Raw genomic sequence first — 14,829 nt, 5'->3', positions numbered from 1 at the left:
GATGACATGCGCGCGCCAGGGCGCGCATCATCGACTGCATGATTTACGTCTATCTCCGGTACGTCCAGACGTGGGAGAACGACATGCGCACCACAAGGGTATTTGGAATGGCAGCGCGCAGGCCGTGCAAATTCCTGCCGACTTCGCCTATGAATGCAGCGATATCGAGCTGGAAATCAAGCGCGTCGGCGACGAGATCCGTATTCGGCCGGTGCGACGGCCTTTGACCCACGTGCTCGAGAAGTTCGCTCAATTCGGGCCGAATTTCATGGCCGAAGGGCATGGCGACCAGGAGCAGGCCGAACGCAAGGATGGGTGATTGTGCACCCGACGGTCATGCGAGACGCGGAGCGTCCTCCATGACCGCCGGCTCCCGCATCAGCACTCGACGATATTCACCGCCAGCCCGCCGCGCGACGTTTCCTTGTACTTGGTCTTCATGTCGGCGCCCGTCTCGCGCATCGTCTTGATCACGGAGTCGAGCGACACGTAGTGCGAGCCGTCGCCGCGCAGCGCCATGCGCGCCGCGTTGACGGCCTTCACCGACGCCATCGCGTTGCGCTCGATGCACGGGATCTGCACCATCCCGCCCACCGGGTCGCAGGTCAGGCCGAGGTTGTGTTCCATCCCGATCTCGGCCGCGTTCTCGACCTGCTGCGGGGTGCCGCCGAGCACGGCCGCGAGCGCGCCTGCCGCCATCGAGCACGCGACGCCCACTTCGCCCTGGCAGCCGACTTCCGCGCCCGAGATCGACGCGTTGAGCTTGTACAGGATGCCGATCGCGGCGGCCGTCAGCAGGAAGTCGATCACGCCCTGTTCGTTCGCGCCCGGCGTGAAGCGCGTGTAGTAATGCAGCACCGCCGGGATGATGCCGGCCGCGCCGTTGGTCGGCGCGGTGACGACGCGACCGCCGGCCGCGTTTTCCTCGTTGACCGCGATCGCGTACAGGTTGATCCAGTCGATCATCGACAGCGGGTCCTGCAGCGCGCGCTCCGGGCTGCCCGTCAGCGTGCGGTACAGCTGCGGCGCGCGGCGCTTGACCTGGAACGGGCCGGGCAGGTTGCCGTCGGCATCGGGATTGCCGATCCCGCAGCCGCGCGACACGCACGACTGCATCACGGCCCAGATCTTCAGCAGCCCGTCGCGCGTTTCTTCCTCGGTGTGCCACGCGCGTTCGTTTTCCCACATCAGCTGCGCGATCGACTTGCCGGTCGACGCGGTCAGCGCGAGCAGCTCCGCGCCGGTACGGAACGGGTGCGTCATCTGCTCGGCCGCGCTCAGCACCTTGGTGTTCGGTGCGCCGGCCGTCACGACGAAGCCGCCGCCGACCGACAGATAAGTGCGCTCGACCAGCACCGCGCCGTTCGCGTCGCTCGCGCGCAGCTTCATCCCGTTCGGATGTTCGGGCAGCGCCTGACGGTAGAACGCGATGTTCTCCTTCAGCACGAACGGCACCGGATGCGTGCCGAGCAGCGCGAGCTGCTTCGTCTTGCGGATGTCCTCCAGCCGCGCGTCGATCGTGTCGGGATCGACGGTGTCGGGCGCGTCGCCGAGCAGGCCGAGCATCACGCCGCGGTCGGTGCCGTGGCCCTTGCCGGTGGCGCCGAGCGAGCCGTACAGCTCGACCTTCACGTGGGCCGTCGCGTCGAGCAGCCCGTCGCGCTCGAGGCCCTGGACGAACATCAGCGCCGCGCGCATCGGTCCGACCGTGTGCGAACTGGACGGACCGATGCCGATCTTGAAGAGGTCAAACACGCTGACTGCCATTTCGATACCTGCCTTGCGATAAGAATGATGCTAGCGCGCCTGCAAGGGCAGGCACGCGGCGAGCCATGCGGGCGGCGTTGGGGAAAGCTGCTGCGCGACGCGGGCATAGCGCCCGTCGAGCCGCGCGGCCAGATGAAAGAGTTCGGTGGCGTTTTTCGGGTCCCACTGCCCCGTGTAGCCCGGCAAGCCGGCCTCGCGGCGCTTTGCGTCGAACGGCACCGGCGAATTCACGAATTCCTCGTGGGTTTTCTCGCCGAGCGCGTACGGCACGAGCCAGTCGAGCGCGGCCGCGAGCGTCGCGCCGTTCGCGCCGCGCTCGCGCAGCCAGTTGCGGTTGAAGCGGCGCGCGGCGAGCGCGGCCGTCACCAGCGGCTGCAGATCGTAGACCGCGTAATGCAGCGCATCGCGTTCCTCGAAATCCCAGGTCTTGCCGTCCGGGCCGATGTTGTCGGCGAGATGCTCGACGAACAGCCGCTGCGCGGCGTTCATCATCTTGCGGTCGCCGAGCGTGAACGCGGACAGCGCGATCAGCTTGATCCGGTGGCTCTGCCAGTTGTTGCGCCAGGTGCCGGTGAGCGGGCGCTTCTGCGCGTCGACCTGCGCGACATAGCCGGCGCCGAGCTTCGCGATGAACGCGGCCGTCGCGTTGCGCGTCTTTACCGGCAGCGCGCTCGCGGTCATGTCGTACGCGACGATCAGGCTCTCGAAGCGCGTCTCGTCGATCGGGTTGAAGCTCGGCTGGTAGGTCGAGACCCACGCGGACAGGAAGCGGTCGACGAGCTGCAGGTAGCGCGGCGCGTTCGTCACGCGCCACGCGAGCGCCGCATCGCGCATCAGGTCCATGTCCTTGAGCGCGGCCGCACTCTGGTCATAGATGCCTTCGTGCGGCAGCGTGCCCTCGGTGTGCACGCGTGCCATCGCCTTCGGCTGCTCGCCGATGCGCGCGTCGACGCTGCGAATCAGCGCCTGCACGCCCGGTTCGGCCTGCGTCGTCTCGCTCGCCTGCAGCGCCGGCGCCGCGCAGAAATTCATCGCCGCGCGCGCACTGCCGGACACGCCGAGGCCGGCGGCGGCCAGCGACAGTGCTGCGACGAGCGTCGGCACGTAGCGGCCTGCGCGGGTGCGCGGCCGCCGCGCTGTTGCACCATGGCCCGGAAACATCGGACGCACCATGCGGAACTCCTTCATTGGCTGGATCGCGTGTGATGTTAGCCGGATTGGCGGGCGAGCGTGAAACGGTTGGGCGGGCGGCGAACGTAAAAACCGCACGCAACCGGTGGCTGCGTGCGGCGGGTTCACGGTCGGACGCTCCGGTGCGAGACGGGCGTTATGCGTAGTCCGACATCGGCACGCACGAGCAGAACAGGTTGCGGTCGCCGTACGCGTTGTCCGCACGGCCGACCGGCGGCCAGTACTTGTTCGTGCCGAGCGACGCGACCGGGTACGCGGCCTGCTCGCGCGAGTACGCGTGCGGCCATTCGTTCGCGGTGACGACGGCCGCCGTGTGCGGCGCGTGACGCAGCGGGTTGTCCTCGCGATCGGCGCGGCCTTCCTCGACCGCGCGGATTTCCTCGCGGATCGCGATCATCGCGGCGATGAAGCGGTCGAGTTCTTCCTGCGATTCCGATTCGGTCGGCTCGACCATCAGCGTGCCCGGCACCGGGAAGCTCATCGTCGGCGCGTGGAAGCCGTAGTCCATCAGGCGCTTCGCGACGTCGTCGACGCTGATGCCGCTCGATTCCTTGATCGGGCGCAGGTCGAGAATGCACTCGTGCGCGACCAGCCCGCCCGGGCCCGAATACAGCACCGGGTAGTGCGGCGCGAGGCGCTTCGCGATGTAGTTCGCGTTGAGGATCGCGGTTTCGGTCGCGGCGGTCAGGTTCTTCGCGCCCATCATCGCGATGTACATCCACGAGATCGGCAGGATCGACGCCGAGCCGTACGGCGCGGCCGACACCGCGCCGATGCCGTCTTCCGCGCGGGCGTAGCCGGTCGAGCGCTGGTTCGGCAGGAACTTCGCGAGGTGCGCGCCGACCGCGACCGGGCCGACGCCCGGGCCGCCGCCGCCGTGCGGGATGCAGAAGGTCTTGTGCAGGTTCAGATGCGACACGTCGCCGCCGAACTGACCCGGCGCGGTCAGGCCGACCATCGCGTTCATGTTCGCGCCGTCGACGTACACCTGGCCGCCGTGCGCATGGACGATCTCGCAGATCTCGCGGACGTTCTGCTCGAACACGCCGTGCGTCGACGGATACGTGATCATGATCGCCGCGAGGTTCGCCGAGTGCTGCTCGGCCTTCGCCTTCAGGTCGGCGATGTCGACGTTGCCCTGCGCGTCGCAGGCGACGACCACGACCTTCATGCCGGCCATGTGCGCGGATGCCGGGTTCGTGCCGTGCGCGGACGCCGGGATCAGGCACACGTCGCGATGGCCTTCGCCGCGCGATGCGTGGTACGCGTGGATGATCAGCAGACCCGCGTACTCGCCTTGCGAGCCGGCGTTCGGCTGCAGCGACACGGCCGCGTAGCCGGTGGCCGCGACGAGCATTTCCTCGAGCTGATCGATCATCTCGCGGTAGCCGACGGTCTGCTCGGCCGGCGCGAACGGGTGGATGCCGCCGAACTCGGGCCACGTGACTGGCAGCATTTCCGACGTCGCGTTGAGCTTCATCGTGCACGAGCCGAGCGGGATCATCGAGCGGTCGAGCGCGAGATCCTTGTCCGACAGGCTGCGCAGGTAGCGCAGCATTTCGGTTTCGGAATGGTGGCGGTTGAACACGTGGTGCGTCAGGTACGCGCTCGTGCGCTCGAGGCCGGCCGGCAGCGCGGCGACGCCGGCAAGGCCCGCGTCCAGCGCATCGACGGCCGGCGCGGTGCCGCCCGCGGCCTGCGCGAACACGTCGAGGAGATCGGCGAGGTCGTCGCGCGTCGTCGTTTCGTCGACCGATACGCCGACTTGCGTGTCGCTCACGCGGCGCAGGTTGATGCGCTTCGCCTTCGCGAATTCGTGGACCTGCGCGGTGCGCGCGCCGGTGTCGATCGTCAGCGTGTCGAAGAACGTGTCGTTGACGGTCGCGAAGCCGAGCTGTTTCACGCCGGCCGCGAGCAGCGCCGCGATGCGGTTCACGCGCAGCGCGATCGTCTTGAGGCCGTGCGGGCCGTGGTAGACCGCGTACATGCTGGCCATGATCGCGAGCAGCGCCTGCGCGGTACACACGTTCGACGTCGCCTTCTCGCGGCGGATGTGCTGTTCGCGCGTCTGCAGCGCGAGGCGCAGCGCGGGCTTGCCCTGCGCGTCGACCGTCACGCCGACGAGGCGGCCCGGCATCTGGCGCTTGAATTCGTCGCGCACGGCCATGTAGGCGGCGTGCGGGCCGCCGAAGCCCATTGGCACGCCGAAGCGCTGCGTGTTGCCGATCGCGACGTCCGCGCCCCATTCGCCGGGCGGCGTCAGCACGGTGAGCGCGAGCAGGTCGGCCGCGACGACCACGTGGCCGCCGGCCGCGTGGATCGCCTCGGTGAGCGCGCGGTAGTCGCGCACGTCGCCGTTCACGCCCGGGTACTGCAGCAGCACGCCGAACGCATTCGCCTGCGCGGCGTCGGCGGCCGGGCCGGTCTTGACCTCGATGCCGATCGGCAGCGCGCGCGTGCGGATCACTTCGAGCGTTTGCGGCAGCACGTCGTCGGCCACGTAGAACACGTTCGACTTCGGCTTGCCGGTACGTTGCAGCAACGTCATCGCTTCGGCCGCGGCCGTTGCTTCATCCAGCAGCGACGCGTTCGAGATCGCGAGGCCCGTGAGGTCGGCCACCATCTGCTGGAAGTTCAGGAGCGCCTCGAGGCGGCCCTGGGAAATTTCGGGCTGGTACGGCGTGTAGGCCGTGTACCACGCCGGGTTTTCGAGCACGTTGCGCAGGATCACGGCCGGCGTGTGCGTGTCGTGATAACCCTGGCCGATATACGAGCGGAACACCTGGTTCTTGTCCGCGAGCGCACGCAGCGCGGCGAGGGCTTCGGCCTCGCTCTTCGGCTGCGCGAACGGGCCGAGCGGCAGCGTTTCGGCGCGGCGGATCGAGGCCGGGATCACGGCGTCGATCAGGGCGGCGCGCGACGCGAAGCCGAGCGTGTCGAGCATGGCCTGCTGGCTGGCGGCGTCGGGGCCGATGTGGCGTTCGGCGAACGCGTCATGCGTTTCGAGCGCGGCGAGCGAGAGGGGCGTGCGGTTCATCAGGCGGTCCGGGTGTTCGAGCTTCATGGCGTGACTCTGGTCCCGCGCGGGCCGGCTGCCCGGCCGCGCGCGGTTCGGGTAAGGAAAATTAGTCGATCAGCTTGCTGTAGGCGTCGGCGTCGATCAGCTTGTCGGTCGATGCGCCGGCCGCGAGCTTGATCTTGAAGAGCCACACGCCGTATGCGTCGCCGTTCACGTCTTCCGGCGAGTCGGTGGCCGCTTCGTTGATGGCGACGATCTCGCCGGACACCGGCGAGTAGATGTCGGATGCCGCCTTCACCGATTCGACGACGCCGACGGCGTCGCCCGCGTTCACCGACTTGCCGACTTCGGGCAGTTCGAGGAAGACGATGTCGCCGAGCGTGCTCTGCGCGTGATCGGTGATGCCGACCGTCAGCGTGCCGTCCGCCTCGGTGCGGATCCACTCATGTTCGTCGGTGTACTTCAGATCGGCCGGGACGTTGCTCATCGGATGCTCCTGGATAAAAGGGTGTGTTCGTTCTGCTGGCGCGCCGCCATGGCACGCCGAATAGGGTTGCGCCGGGCGCCATCTCCCGGCTTGGCCGGAAGGCGGCCCCGCGGCCGCCTCTCGGTCGTTACGCAGCGAGGACCTTGCCGTTGCGCACGAACGGCAGTTTTACCACGCGCGCGGGAAGATTCTTGTCTCGAATTTGCACCTGGACGATGTCGCCGATCTGGACGGCCGCCGGCACGCGCGCGAACGCGATCGATTCCTGCATCGACGGCGAGAACGTGCCGCTCGTGATCTCGCCTTCGCCGTGCGGCGTGACGACCTTCTGGTGCGCGCGCAGCACGCCGCCCGCCTTGCCGTTTTCCTTCTGCAGGATCAGGCCGACGAACGCGGCGCGCGTGCCGTTGGCTTCCAGGGCGGCGCGGCCGACGAAGTCGCGCGGCGCGGTGAGGTCGACCGTCCACGCAAGGCCCGCGTCGAGCGGGGAGACGGTGTCGTCCATGTCCTGGCCGTACAGGTTCATGCCGGCCTCGAGGCGCAGCGTGTCGCGCGCGCCGAGCCCGCACGGACGCACGCCGTTTTGCTGGAGGGCGTTCCACAATGCTTCGACGTGCACGGCCGGGACGATCACTTCGAAGCCGTCTTCGCCGGTGTAGCCGGTGCGCGCGACGGTGAGATCGCCGAACGGCGTGCCGGCGACCTGCGCGGCGTTGAACGGCTTGAGTTCGCTGGTGGCGGCGCGGGCGGACGGCACCGTCGCCCAGACCTTTTCACGGGCGTTCGGACCCTGCACGGCGACGATCGCGAAATCGCGGCGCGGCGCGATGGTCAGGCCGTAGCCGCCTTGCTCGTTCAGCTGGTTGAACCACGCGATGTCTTTCTCGGCGGTGCCGGCGTTGACGACCACGCGGAAGAATTCTTCGGTGAAGTAATAGACGATCAGATCGTCGATGACGCCGCCCTGCGGGTTGAGCAGGCACGAGTAGAGCGCCTTGCCGGGTGTCTTGAGCTTGCCGACGTGGTTCGCGATCGCATGCTCGAAGAACGCGCGCACGCGGCTGCCGGTGAAATCGACGACGCACATGTGCGACACGTCGAACATGCCGGCGTCGGTGCGCACGGCAGCGTGTTCTTCGATCTGCGAGCCGTAGTTGACGGGCATGTCCCAGCCGCCGAAGTCGACCATGCGGGCATTGAGCGCGCGGTGCGCGGCGTTGAGCGGGGTGTGATTCAGTGCAGTCATCGAGGCCTCAGGCAAGGCGCTTGCGCGCGGATCAGAACGGCCATGTGCCGACCGCCGCGGCCGATGGCCTCGAGCGATCCGGTACATGCCCCTCTGTCCTCGATACCTGAGAGATTGCGCTGCGGGCCAAGCCCGGCGAACGCGCGCCCCTTCGGTGGGCAGCTTGCCCGCGCAGCCAATGCGCTGCGGGCTACTGCCGCTCTCCAGAGTGCGGGGAGAGTATGGCCCGCGCAGTGCGCGGACGCGATTCCCCGACGCGGTCGGTCCTTTTGCCTGAGAGTTTGCGGGTGTGCCCCTTCGGCGGCGCAACCGGTGTCGGAACGACCCGGTCACACGCTCTCCCGACGCGTGCGGGCGACTGTACGCGAGCGGGTGGGCCTTGTCAATTTGAGCAAAAGAATGTCGCTTCGCGACAAGCGGCGGCGGCCGGCGCCGCCGCTTTTCTGCGCTCCGGCAGGCGCCGGCGCGTTACTCGCCGATCGCGCGCGCGGCCGTGTCGAGTTCCTGGTTCAGCACGCGCTGCTCGTCGCCGGACAGGCCGCCGTTGTGCTGGGCCGACATGTCGTTCGCTTCCTGGCGGATCACGTCGAGACGGTGGTGCAGCTGCGCCCCGTAGGGCGGCGGGTAGTAGCCGCCGTTCACGCGCGCGTCGATCCGGCGATGCAGATTGTCGATCCGGCCCTGGACCTCCTGCATGCGGTCGTTCGCGACGACCTGCGGATTCGGTCGTGGCGGCGGAGGCGCCTGCCGGGCCGGCCGCTGCGGCTGCACGATACAGGCCGCGAGCGAGGAAACCAGGACGCAGCATGCCGCTGCGCGAATGAACCGTTGCATCACATTCTCCTGACGGATAAGTGTCGAATCGACTTTTTGAGAAACGCGTCAGACCGGACGACCGCTGACTTTCGTTCCCGCACCATTTGTAACGGAATGTTCGGAGTCGTGGCCGCGGGGGACATGACGGCAGATGCAAGCGCCGCCGGTGCTGGTGCCGATGCCTGGCCGCGTGGCGCGGAGGGCGGCCGGGTCGGCACGGACCCGGCCGGTGGCCGTCAGACCGTGCGACGCACGAACGGCACCCGGCGGCCGTCGTGTTCGCTCTGCGCGGCGAGCTCGATGATCGTCATCACGTCGACCGCGTCCTGCGCGGTGACGGGAAACGGCGCGCCGTCGCGGATCGACGCGGCGAGCGCGCGGTAGAACTCCGCGTACTGGCCGTCGAGCGTCGGCACCGGCCGCTCGACCTCGAGGTCGCCGTCGAGCACGCGCAGCAGGCCGGGCGGATTGCCGCCGCCGAATTCGACGTCGTCCGCGGTAAGGCCGGCCTTGAGCTGGTCTTCCTGCGTGTCGAGCCCGAACTTCTGGTAGCTGCCGCGCGTGCCGTGCAGCGTGAAGCGCGCGGGCTCGATCGCCGACAGCGCGCTCGCATGCAGCGCGACGTCCTTGTCCGGATAGCCGAGCAGCAGGTGCACGAAATCGGGTGCCGTGCCGTTGTCGCGGCGCGTCTTGACGGTGGCGCTCACCGTTTCCGGCGTGCCGAACAGCGCGAGCGCCTGGTCGATCAGGTGCGGGCCGAGGTCGAGCAGCAGGCCGCCGCCGCGGGCCGGCTCCTCGCGCCAGCGCGTGCGCGGCGTCGGCCGGAAGCGGTCGAAGTGCGACGCGAAGTAGGTGAGGCGGCCCAACTCGCCCGATTCGACGATCCGGCGCACGGTGAGGAAATCGCCGTCCCAGCGGCGGTTGTGGAACGGCGCGAACAGCCGGCTGCGCGCGTTCGCGAGCCGCGCGAGGGCGAGCGCCTCGTCGGCGGTGAGCGTGACGGGCTTGTCGACGACTACGTGGCGGCCGGCTTCGAGCACCTGGCGCGCGAGCGTGAAGTGGGTGTCGTTCGGCGTGGCGATCACCACGCATTCGATGTCATCGAGGCCGAGCAGCGTGTCGAGATCGGGGACGATGCGCGCGCCCGGATACGCGGCCTGCGCGCGATCGGGCTGACCCGTCGCGATCGCGGCGACTTCGGTGCGGCCGCTCGTGGCGATCACCGGCGCGTGGAACGTCGCGCCGGCGAAACCGAAACCCATCAAACCAATCCTGAGCAATGACGACATGGCAATTCCTGGCTGCGAAGGAAACTAAAGGATGGCGCGCCGGAGCGGCGCGAGGACGACCGGCTATTTTGGCATGGCGCCGCTGCTTGCACAGACGCGTCGGGCGAAATGCACGGAGCGAGGCGGCGCTTGCGCGGGGAATGCCGGCATTTTGCGCGGGATCGCACGCTGCGCCGCGGTATGGTTGAGTGGTTCGCGGCTCCGGCCCAAGCCAAGCCCAAGCCCAAGCCCAAGCCCAAGCCCAAGCCCAAGCCCAAGCCCAAGCCCAAGCCCAAGCCCAAGCCCAAGCCCAAGCCCAAGCCCAAGCCCAAGCCCAAGCCCAAGCCCAAGCCCAAGCCCAAGCCCAAGCCCAAGCCCAAGCCCAAGCCCAAGCCCAAGCCCAAGCCCAAGCCCAAGCCCAAGCCCAAGCCCAAGCCCAAGCCCAAGCCCAAGCCCAAGCCCGGCCCGGCCCTCCCAAGCCCCCGGCTCCCGGCCTCCAACCCCCGGCAAGCCGTGACGGCAGTCAGCCCCCGAACGCTACCCATCATCCGCCCGGCCGCTGCCGCACGGCGGCCGCGACCTGCGCGGCCCACACCGCGCACGCGGCTGCGCCGGGATGGAAGCCGTCGGCGGCCATCAAGTGGCGTTCGAGCGGCAGGTCGACCCGCAGGAACGTGCAGTGCGGTTGCGCGCCTGCCCAGCCGGCGAGCGCCGCGTTGAGCCGCTTCGCGCGCTGCCCGAGATACCACGCGAGCGGCTGCGGCAGCGCCGGGAAGCGCTCCATCGGCGGCACCGCCGACAGGATCGCGTGCCCGACCTGGAAACGCGTGGCGAGCAGCCGCACCAGCTCGGCCTGCTGCGCGAGCCAGCGCCCGGGCGGCACGCCGCCCGTCACGTCGTTGACGCCGAGCGACGTCACGGCCACGTCGAACGGCTCGGCCGGCTCGGCGGCGAGCCAGTCGACCAGCTCCAGCGTGGTCAGGCCGGTGCGCGCGAGCAGTTTCCAATGCACGCGGTGCGTGGCCGCCAGCGCGCTCGCCAGTTGCCCGGCGAGCGCATCGTGCTGCGTCGCGACCCCGACGCCCGCGGCGGCCGAATCGCCGACCACCAGCACGCGCAGCGGCGGACCGTCCCCGGCCACGCCGTCGCGCGGGCCGGCCGCCTCGGGCAGCCGCGGCGTGACGCGGCGCACGTAGCGCCCTTGCGCGAACAGCAGCGGGCCGAGGGCAGCGGTGGCGAACGGGTATCCCATGAGGTCGATCCGGCGGTGATTGAAACGCATTGAAGCGGGGCGGCGCGGATGGCGCCGAGGGAGTACATATTGTGTCCGATCGCAGCGCGGACAGGGCCCGATTGACCGAACGGACAGCCACGACCACGCCGAACGGACAGGGCGCGCCCGCCCGGCAAGCCTGTGCACCCCCGTCCGGCGGCGCGCCCGAAATACGCGCCGCCGACGTGTTAACATGCGCGTCCTGCCCGCGTGTCCGCCTGCTACGCCAGCCTGCCGCGCACGGCATCCTCCCGGCGTTTCGCCGTCAACCAGCAACACCATCCGCCATCATGTCAGCAGGCCTCAATCCCGCTCAGAACGAAGCGGTGCGCTATCTCGACGGTCCCTGTCTCGTGCTTGCCGGCGCAGGCAGCGGCAAGACCCGCGTGATCACGCAGAAGATCGCGCACCTGATCGAAGCGAAAGGCTTCGAGCCGCGCCATATCGCCGCCGTCACGTTCACGAACAAGGCGGCCGCCGAAATGCGCGAGCGCGTTTCGAAGCTGCTGGAAGGCAAGACGCTCACCACGCCGGGCAAGGAAGGCCGCAAGGTGCCCGTCAACCAGCTCACCGTCTGCACGTTCCACTCGCTGGGCGTGCAGATCCTGCGCCAGGAGGCCGAGCACGTCGGCCTGAAGCCGCAGTTCTCGATCATGGATTCGGACGACTGCTTCGGAATGATCCAGGAGCAGCTCGGCACCACCGACAAAGGGCTGATCCGCAAGATCCAGAGCATCATCTCGCTGTGGAAGAACGGCCTGATCATGCCCGACGAAGCGATGGCGATCGCCGCCAACGAGGACGAGCACCAGGCCGCGCTGGTCTACCGCAACTACGTGGCGACGCTGCACGCGTACCAGGCGGTCGACTTCGACGACCTGATCCGCCTGCCGGCCGAGCTGTTCGCGAAGAACGAGCAGGTGCGCGACCGCTGGCAGAACAAGCTGCGCTACCTGCTGATCGACGAGTACCAGGACACCAATGCTTGCCAGTACGAACTGCTGAAGCAGCTCGCGGGCCCGCGCGCCGCGTTCACGGCGGTCGGCGACGACGATCAGGCGATCTACGGCTGGCGCGGCGCGACGCTGGAGAACCTCGCGCAGCTCGGCAAGGATTTCCCGAAGCTGCACGTGATCAAGCTCGAGCAGAACTACCGGTCGACGGTGCGAATCCTGACCGCCGCGAACAACGTGATCGCGAACAACCCGAAGCTGTTCGAGAAGAAGCTGTGGTCCGAGCACGGGATGGGCGATTCGATCACCGTCACGGCGTGTAACGACGAGGAGCACGAGGCCGAATCGGTCGTGTTCCGGCTGTCCGCGCACAAGTTCGAGCGGCGTGCGCAGTTCCGCGACTACGCGATCCTGTACCGCGGCAATTTCCAGGCGCGCATCTTCGAGCAGGTGCTGCGGCGCGAGCGGATTCCGTACGTGCTGTCGGGGGGCCAGTCGTTCTTCGACAAGGCCGAGATCAAGGATCTGTGCGCGTACCTGCGGCTGATCGCGAACGCCGACGACGATCCCGCGTTCATCCGCGCGGTCACGACGCCGCGCCGCGGGATCGGCAACACGACGCTGGAAGCGCTCGGCTCGTTCGCGGGGCAGGCGAAGGTGTCGCTGTTCGAGGCCGTGTACATGGGCGGGATCGAGGCGCGGCTGTCGGCGCGCCAGGTCGAGCCGCTGCGGATGTTCTGCGACTTCATCCAGCGCCTGACCGAGCGCGCGGACAAGGAGCCCGCGACCGTCGTGCTCGACGACATGATGGAGGCGATCCACTACGAGGCGTATCTCTACGACGCGTTCGACGAGCGGCAGGCGCAATCGAAGTGGCAGAACGTGCTCGAATTCCTCGAATGGCTGAAGCGCAAGGGCACGAAACCCGAGACGGAAGCCGTCGACGGCGAGGCCGAAGGTTTCCACAACGCGGACGGGCTCGCCGATACGGGCAAGAACCTGCTCGGCCTGATCCAGACCGTCGCGCTGATGTCGATGCTCGAGGGCAAGGACGAGGACCCGGACGCCGTGCGGCTGTCGACCGTCCATGCGTCGAAGGGGCTCGAGTATCCGCACGTGTTCCTGGTCGGCGTCGAGGAAGGCATCATGCCGCACCGCGGCGGCAGCGAGGACGACGGCCCGATCGACAACGAGCGGATCGAGGAGGAGCGTCGGCTGATGTACGTCGCGATCACCCGTGCGCAGCGCAGCCTGCACCTGAACTGGTGCAAGAAGCGCAAGCGGGCGCGCGAGACGGTCGTGTGCGAACCGTCGCGCTTCATCCCGGAGATGGGGCTCGACGAAGCGCCGCCGCCGACGCCGGAAGAAGCGCCGATGTCGCCGAAGGACCGGCTCGCGAGCCTGAAGGCATTGCTGCAGAAGTGACGCGGCGCCGCCGCCGCGCGCACGCTGGCGCGGCTAACCGGCGACACAAAAACGAAACCCCCGCGATGCGCGTGCGTCGCGGGGGTTTTTAACGGATGGCCGGTCGACGTCGTTACTTCGCCGCGTTGACCATGTAGTCGACGGCCGCCTTCACGTCGGCATCCGACGCGTTCGAGCCGCCCTTCGGCGGCATCGCGCCCTTGCCGTGCAGCGCGTAGTTGTAGACCGTATCCATCGAGTCCTTCAGGCGCGGCGCCCAGTCTTCCTTGCTGCCGAACTTCGGCGCGCCCAGCACGCCGGCCGCGTGGCAGGCCTGGCAGGTCGACGTGTACAGCGCCTTGCCGGCCGTTGCCGCGTCGGCGCCGGCCGGGGCGGCCGCGGGCTTTTCGCCGGCCTTCGGGATCGCGGCGATCGCGGCCATGGCGGCCGCGGCCTGCGCGTTCGACGCGTCGGCGCCCGACGCGGGCGCGCCGCTGGCGGGCTGCGCCGCGTTGGCGGCCGGTGCGGCCGGCTCGGGGAAGTTCGCGCCGTCGTTGTTCGCCATGTAGACGATCGCGCGGGCGATTTCATAGTCGCTGACGTCGTCGGGGCTCGTGCCGCCGCGCGCCGGCATCGCGCCCTTGCCCGCGAGGGCCGTCTTCAGCAGCGTGTCGAAGCCTTGCGAGATGCGCGGCGCCCAGTCGTCCTTGTTGCCGAACTTCGGCGCGCCGGCGGCGCCGGTGCCGTGGCAGGTCACGCAGACGGCCTTGTAGACCTCCTCGCCGGTCTTGTACGTGCGGGGTGCGTTGGCGTCCTTCACCTCGACCTTCGCGATCGGGGCGATACGTGCGGCGACCTGCTCGTCGGATAGCGCGTCCGTGCCGGCGCCGGAACGGAACGCATGGTTCGCGTAATTGGCGAACAGGACGATCAGGATGATCGGAATCGCGAACGACGCGATGATGACGGCAATCAGCTGCCCGGGGGTTTTGACGGGAGATTCGTGGGGTGCTTCGCTCATGCTTGCCTCGTCTCCATGAATAGGAATTGTGAGCGCGGTGCAACGGCAAAATGGCAGTCCAATGAAGCACGGACGATTATAGACGGAACGTTTACATCACGGCGAGCGGCGCGATGGCGCGTGTTTACCCGCACGCAGCGGTGCCCGGCGGCGATTCGGCAGGCAAGGTGGACGCGTCATGCGAAACCGGGTATCCTTGCCGTCTTGCCAATCGTGGGTGGCCTGTATATGGGGTCGCTTCACTGTCTCACGCGCCCGTAGCTCAATGGATAGAGTACTGCCCTCCGAAGGCAGGGGTTGCTGGTTCGATCCCAGCCGGGCGCGCCAAGCCTAGTAAGGCTTCCAGCGGTTTCGCTACTTCATCGTTTTCTCCCACTTCAGTGA

Annotated in this window: 10 protein-coding genes, 1 tRNA gene, 1 pseudogene and 2 riboswitches; of the genes and pseudogenes, 3 read left to right on the top strand and 9 right to left on the bottom strand. The window is 68.5% G+C overall.

Annotated features, from left to right (window positions below):
- Positions 1–83 precede the first annotated feature (83 nt).
- Positions 84–319, top strand: a pseudogene (locus HWX07_RS00060) (AbrB family transcriptional regulator).
- Positions 320–378: 59 nt separating this feature from the next.
- Here HWX07_RS00060 and HWX07_RS00055 read toward each other — a convergent pair.
- The 8 genes from HWX07_RS00055 to HWX07_RS00020 all read right to left on the bottom strand — a co-directional run bounded on the left by HWX07_RS00055 (position 379) and on the right by HWX07_RS00020 (position 11,046).
- Positions 379–1,767 carry an L-serine ammonia-lyase gene (locus HWX07_RS00055; protein ID WP_059503223.1) on the bottom strand — a complete coding sequence of 463 codons (1,389 nt, stop codon included), beginning with the start codon at positions 1,765–1,767 and terminating at the stop codon, positions 379–381.
- A 30-nt stretch (positions 1,768–1,797) separates the two neighbouring features.
- Positions 1,798–2,940, bottom strand: coding sequence for an alginate lyase family protein (locus HWX07_RS00050; RefSeq protein WP_105798302.1), 1,143 nt, complete (start codon positions 2,938–2,940; stop codon positions 1,798–1,800).
- A gap of 154 nt (positions 2,941–3,094) precedes the next feature.
- On the bottom strand, positions 3,095–6,022 hold the full coding sequence (gene gcvP / locus HWX07_RS00045; protein WP_175874692.1) for an aminomethyl-transferring glycine dehydrogenase: 2,928 nt from the start codon (positions 6,020–6,022) through the stop codon (positions 3,095–3,097).
- A gap of 61 nt (positions 6,023–6,083) precedes the next feature.
- Positions 6,084–6,464, bottom strand: coding sequence for a glycine cleavage system protein GcvH (gcvH, locus tag HWX07_RS00040; protein WP_089466348.1), 381 nt, complete (start codon positions 6,462–6,464; stop codon positions 6,084–6,086).
- A 127-nt stretch (positions 6,465–6,591) separates the two neighbouring features.
- A complete protein-coding gene (gene gcvT, locus HWX07_RS00035) occupies positions 6,592–7,710 on the bottom strand; it encodes a glycine cleavage system aminomethyltransferase GcvT (RefSeq protein WP_175874691.1) in 1,119 nt (372 codons plus the stop codon).
- A gap of 83 nt (positions 7,711–7,793) precedes the next feature.
- Positions 7,794–7,927: riboswitch (glycine riboswitch) on the bottom strand.
- 33 nt (positions 7,928–7,960) lie between these two features.
- A riboswitch (glycine riboswitch) is annotated at positions 7,961–8,064 on the bottom strand.
- 114 nt (positions 8,065–8,178) lie between these two features.
- The gene (locus HWX07_RS00030; protein WP_034174299.1) at positions 8,179–8,544 is read right to left on the bottom strand and encodes a hypothetical protein; all 366 of its coding nucleotides are present in this window, start codon (positions 8,542–8,544) and stop codon (positions 8,179–8,181) included.
- Between the two features lie 218 nt (positions 8,545–8,762).
- Positions 8,763–9,815 (bottom strand): oxidoreductase, encoded by a 1,053-nt coding sequence (locus HWX07_RS00025; protein WP_006477327.1) that lies wholly within the window; start codon positions 9,813–9,815, stop codon positions 8,763–8,765.
- A gap of 523 nt (positions 9,816–10,338) precedes the next feature.
- Positions 10,339–11,046 carry an SGNH/GDSL hydrolase family protein gene (locus HWX07_RS00020; RefSeq protein ID WP_175874690.1) on the bottom strand — a complete coding sequence of 236 codons (708 nt, stop codon included), beginning with the start codon at positions 11,044–11,046 and terminating at the stop codon, positions 10,339–10,341.
- Between the two features lie 311 nt (positions 11,047–11,357).
- On the opposite strand from HWX07_RS00020, the gene HWX07_RS00015 reads away from it, so the two are divergent.
- Complete coding sequence (locus HWX07_RS00015; protein ID WP_175874689.1) at positions 11,358–13,445, top strand: UvrD-helicase domain-containing protein; 2,088 nt, start codon at positions 11,358–11,360, stop codon at positions 13,443–13,445.
- Between the two features lie 112 nt (positions 13,446–13,557).
- Here HWX07_RS00015 and HWX07_RS00010 read toward each other — a convergent pair whose 3' ends face one another.
- Positions 13,558–14,445, bottom strand: coding sequence for a c-type cytochrome (locus HWX07_RS00010; protein ID WP_175874688.1), 888 nt, complete (start codon positions 14,443–14,445; stop codon positions 13,558–13,560).
- A gap of 251 nt (positions 14,446–14,696) precedes the next feature.
- Between HWX07_RS00010 and HWX07_RS00005 the strand changes: the two genes are divergently transcribed.
- Positions 14,697–14,772 (top strand) — tRNA-Arg (locus HWX07_RS00005).
- Positions 14,773–14,829 lie beyond the last annotated feature (57 nt).

The sequence above is a fragment of the Burkholderia sp. BCC0097 genome (genome assembly GCF_902832985.1).
In the GTDB taxonomy this organism is placed as follows: Bacteria; Pseudomonadota; Gammaproteobacteria; order Burkholderiales; family Burkholderiaceae; genus Burkholderia; species Burkholderia orbicola.
This window is presented reverse-complemented; position numbering and strand designations above follow the sequence as displayed.

What these genes read in the sequence shown, in the direction of transcription:
- HWX07_RS00010 (WP_175874688.1), bottom strand. Translation starts at nt 14,445, where the DNA reads ATGAGCGAAGCACCCCACGAATCTCCCGTCAAAACCCCCGGGCAGCTG.
- HWX07_RS00015 (WP_175874689.1), top strand. Translation starts at nt 11,358, where the DNA reads ATGTCAGCAGGCCTCAATCCCGCTCAGAACGAAGCGGTGCGCTATCTC.
- HWX07_RS00050 (WP_105798302.1), bottom strand. Translation starts at nt 2,940, where the DNA reads ATGGTGCGTCCGATGTTTCCGGGCCATGGTGCAACAGCGCGGCGGCCG.
- gcvT (WP_175874691.1), bottom strand. Translation starts at nt 7,710, where the DNA reads ATGACTGCACTGAATCACACCCCGCTCAACGCCGCGCACCGCGCGCTC.
- gcvP (WP_175874692.1), bottom strand. Translation starts at nt 6,022, where the DNA reads ATGAAGCTCGAACACCCGGACCGCCTGATGAACCGCACGCCCCTCTCG.
- HWX07_RS00030 (WP_034174299.1), bottom strand. Translation starts at nt 8,544, where the DNA reads ATGCAACGGTTCATTCGCGCAGCGGCATGCTGCGTCCTGGTTTCCTCG.
- HWX07_RS00055 (WP_059503223.1), bottom strand. Translation starts at nt 1,767, where the DNA reads ATGGCAGTCAGCGTGTTTGACCTCTTCAAGATCGGCATCGGTCCGTCC.
- gcvH (WP_089466348.1), bottom strand. Translation starts at nt 6,464, where the DNA reads ATGAGCAACGTCCCGGCCGATCTGAAGTACACCGACGAACATGAGTGG.
- HWX07_RS00025 (WP_006477327.1), bottom strand. Translation starts at nt 9,815, where the DNA reads ATGTCGTCATTGCTCAGGATTGGTTTGATGGGTTTCGGTTTCGCCGGC.
- HWX07_RS00020 (WP_175874690.1), bottom strand. Translation starts at nt 11,046, where the DNA reads ATGGGATACCCGTTCGCCACCGCTGCCCTCGGCCCGCTGCTGTTCGCG.